We start from the raw sequence: 337 nt of genomic DNA on the forward strand, positions 1-337 counted from the left end.
GCTTTGCGCCCGGCACGGGCACGCCCGAGGTCGGTGGATTGACCACGCGTGAAGTCCTTGAACTGATACGCGGGCTGAAAGGGATAAACCTGGTGGGCGGTGACGTCGTCGAAGTTGCCCCGCAATATGACGCAACGACCAACACAGCGCACGCCGCAGCACAGGTGCTCTTTGAAATCCTGAGCCTCATGGTGTTTAGTCCGTCGATCGGCAAACGCTAAGGCCGACCTCTCGGTCATCTCCATGTCATTCGTGGCGATGAGCAGTATTGCTGTGGAGGCTGTATCGCCACACCAGGCTCTAGCCAAACTCGCTCAAAAATTCTTCGGTCTTCATG

General features: G+C 57.3%; 1 protein-coding gene. It reads left to right on the forward strand.

Annotated features, from left to right (window positions below; translation table 11 throughout):
* Positions 1–221 (forward strand): arginase family protein (locus AF337_RS10565; RefSeq protein WP_193393595.1); only part of this gene is annotated, 221 nt, incomplete at its 5' end.
* Positions 222–337: the final 116 nt, after the last annotated feature.

The organism is Rhizobium ecuadorense (assembly GCF_001187535.1).
In the GTDB taxonomy this organism is placed as follows: Bacteria; Pseudomonadota; Alphaproteobacteria; order Rhizobiales; family Rhizobiaceae; genus Rhizobium; species Rhizobium ecuadorense.